Annotated in this window: 3 protein-coding genes; all 3 read right to left on the bottom strand. The window is 46.9% G+C overall.

Going from position 1 to position 3,425, the window contains the following annotated elements; all coding sequences use genetic code 11:
* Positions 1–769, bottom strand: a 769-nt coding sequence (locus IQR33_RS35075; RefSeq protein ID WP_265575818.1) for an alpha-amylase family glycosyl hydrolase, incomplete at its 3' end; no start/stop codon positions are given.
* A gap of 180 nt (positions 770–949) precedes the next feature.
* Entirely contained in the window at positions 950–1,624 is a 675-nt protein-coding gene (gene mtgA, locus IQR33_RS31770; RefSeq protein WP_031778873.1) for a monofunctional biosynthetic peptidoglycan transglycosylase, read from the bottom strand.
* A gap of 136 nt (positions 1,625–1,760) precedes the next feature.
* Positions 1,761–3,425, bottom strand: a 1,665-nt coding sequence (gene glgB, locus IQR33_RS31775) for a 1,4-alpha-glucan branching protein GlgB (RefSeq protein WP_228014250.1), incomplete at its 5' end; no start/stop codon positions are given.

Raw genomic sequence — 3,425 nt, forward strand, 5'->3', positions numbered from 1 at the left:
AAATTGCATCTGTACCTAGGCTCTTTATGTAATCTAGCTTTTCGATCACACCTTTTAGGTCACCACCGTGAAAGGTACCAACCTCTTCTTTACCGTCTTTCTTGCGACCATAGCTGTTATCATTGCTGGTATCGGCATTGTTGAAACGGTCGACCATCACGAAGTAAATATTGGCATTACGGTAATCAAACGGTACTGCTTCTTTGGTTTTCTTCACTGGCTCTAGTAGCACCAAACCGCCTGAGTCTTTGCTTGGCGTCAGCGATACTTGCTGATCTTTTACTTCGACCATTTGACCAGAATAGGCATCACGCAACTTGGTGCCATCGGGGAAACTGTCACCCAGCGCGATGGTGACTTCGCCGCCTTGGTAAACCTCACATTGCACTTGTGGGATTGGGCGTTTGAATTCAGTCTTGGCGGCTTTCTTAGGTTCACGCTTGAAGCGCAGTGTTTTCGCTTCCACATCAAAAGCAAAAGAGTAATCGCCAGTAAAACGGATTTTTAACGGCAGTTCTGTTGGTTTTCCGCAGTTCAGCGCGATAGTTTTGTTGAATTTGACCTTCTGGCCATCAGGCGCGACACAGTCGCCTTCAACACCCGTGATTTTGAGCGTGTATCCGTCTTTGGTTAAGGGCACAACCAAAGGCTGCTCTGCACTTAACGGAAAGTCACGGCTGTTGGTCGTGGTAGAAATGGTGATGTTTGGCTCGGCGATGGCACTTGCCGATGCAAGCAATAAGGTAGTCGTAATCAGATTCAGTTTCATCGTTCAGTCCATTGGTTGCGCATAGGCGCAGTATTCGTGTTGTAGTTTTATTCACACTAATAGTAAATGGATGAAAAACTGAGCGCATCATTCTGAAAAGCTACGCCCTAAAGCTTGTGACGCTTCACATTTTGCTTTTATGGGGGCGTAGTTCTACTTATGAGCAGGGTAAAAAGGAGTTTAAAGCTGAACGCTACCAAGGTTACGCATTTGTCTCATCGCCCAATTGACGCGGCTGATGGTGTAAGAAGTCTGAGGGTAAACTTTGATGCGATACGGATTTGGCAGCACCACCGCAAGCCTTGCTGCTTGGCGTGTTGAAAGTTGTTTAGCAGGAATACCAAAGTAGTTTTGCGCAGCGGCTTCCGCGCCATAAATACCTGGACCAAACTCCACCACATTCAAATACACTTCAAGAATGCGTTTTTTACTCCACATTGCTTCCATCAGCAGAGCAAAATAAAGCTCATACGCTTTGCGCACATAAGAGTGTGAAGGAAACAGAAACACGTTCTTTGCAGTTTGCTGAGTAATCGTGCTCGCACCGCGAGAGGGACCGCTCTCGCCAGACTCTGAGATCACTTTAAACAAGGAATCAAAATCCACTCCGTAATGGGTCGGGAACTTTTGATCTTCTGTCGCAATCACGGCCAGTTGAATGTGTTTAGAAATATCACTCAAAGGCACCCATTCATTTTGACTCTCTTCAGGAAATCCTTCAGGAGGAGAAATTATGCGGCTGATCTTCCATCCCCAAATTGGTGGATCGATGTATTTCACTATGCCAACGAGCATCACTGGTAAAAGCAAAAGCACCAATAAGATATTGAACAGAAGGGATTTAATCTTTCTCAAAGTCCGACCTAGCCTGATTTCATAAAACAATATGATGCAAGTATAGAGTATGCAGTCTGTTTATCGTTAGTGAAAACTTGGTTAAAAAAAGCCCGATTTACAATGTAAAACGGGCTTAGAATTTGATTAGACTAAATTATTTGTGCAGCTTGTAGAACACGGTTGAAAGTGGAGGCAAACGAAGCTCAAGTGATTGAGGCAGTGATTCACTTTCGACTTGTTCCGTTTTCACACTGGTCAGCACTTTAAAATCGCTTCCGCCGTATTTGCTGTCGTCCGTGTTCAGCAGCAGTTCGTATTGACCTGCATTTGGAACACCTAAACGGAAACGCTCGTGTGGTACGGGCGTAAAGTTGGTGATGATGAGAATACGCTCACCCTCTTTACTGATACGCTCGTGCGCTAGGATGCTTGCATCTGCCTCGTCTTGTAGACGCCACTCAAAACCAGCAGGAGCACAATCTTGATCGTGCATCGCCGCTTCATTTCGGTACAAGTGGTTCAAATCGCGCATCAGCTTTTGAACGCCTTGATGACGTTCGTATTCCAGCAAGAACCATTGCAACTGATCATCGTGGTTCCACTCCGCCGTTTGGCCGATTTCCGCGCCCATGAAGTTCAGCTTTTTGCCCGGTTGACCATACATATAACCGTAGTATGCACGTAGGTTTGCGGTTTGCTGCCATTCATCGCCCGGCATCTTGTTATGGATAGAGCCTTTTCCGTACACCACCTCGTCGTGAGAGAGAGACAAGACGTAGTTTTCGCTGTGCGCATAAACCAGCGGGAAGGTGATGGTATTGTGGTGGTATTTACGGTGAACAGGATCTTCTTTGATGTATGAAAGACTGTCGTGCATCCACCCCATATTCCACTTGAAGCCAAAGCCTAAACCACCCATAAAGGTTGGCGCAGACACACCCGGAAACGCCGTTGACTCTTCCGCAATCGTCATCGCATTCGGGAAGTGCTTGTACACTTCTTCGTTCATCCATTTTAAGGTTGCGATTGCGTCGTAGTTTTCGTTGCCACCATCAACGTTCGGGACCCACTGATCGTGGCTACGTGAATAATCGAGATAGAGCATCGACGCAACAGCATCGACACGAATGCCATCAATATGGAATTGTTCAAACCAGTACAGCGCATTCGAGACAAGGAAGCGACGTACATGTTCACGGCCTAAATCGTAAATGTAGGAGTTCCAATCTTGGTGCCAACCGCGACGAGGATCTGGATCATGGAACAGAGGCGTACCATCAAAGTTAGCTAAACCATGATCATCCGATGGGAAATGCGCAGGAACCCAATCCAGCACTACACCGATACCAGCTTGGTGACACGCATCCACGAAGAATTTGAAATCATCAGGTGAGCCAAAACGGCTAGTTGGTGCAAACAAGCCAACAGGTTGATAGCCCCATGAACCATAGAATGGATGCTCAGACACAGGCATCAGCTCAACGTGGGTGTAGCCCATATCCACAAGGTATGGCACCAACTGCTCCGCGAGTTCGCGGTAGTTCAGGAAATCACCGTTCTCGTCGCGCTTCCATGATCCAGCATGTAGCTCGTAAAACGATAACGCTTCATCACGCTTTTGTGTCACTGCACGGTTTTGCCATTTCGCATCTTGCCATTGGTAACGCTTGTGATCGTAGGTAATGGATGCGAACGATGGGTATTGCTCAGAGTAGAAACCCCAAGGGTCTTGTTTGTGTGGCAACCCTTCCCCATTTGGCCCTTTGAGCTCAAATTTGTATTGTACCCCCTCTTCCAAACCAGGAATGAATAGGCCCCA

It is taken from the genome of Vibrio sp. OPT46 (assembly GCF_015163535.1).
Lineage (GTDB): Bacteria > Pseudomonadota > Gammaproteobacteria > Enterobacterales > Vibrionaceae > Vibrio > Vibrio alginolyticus.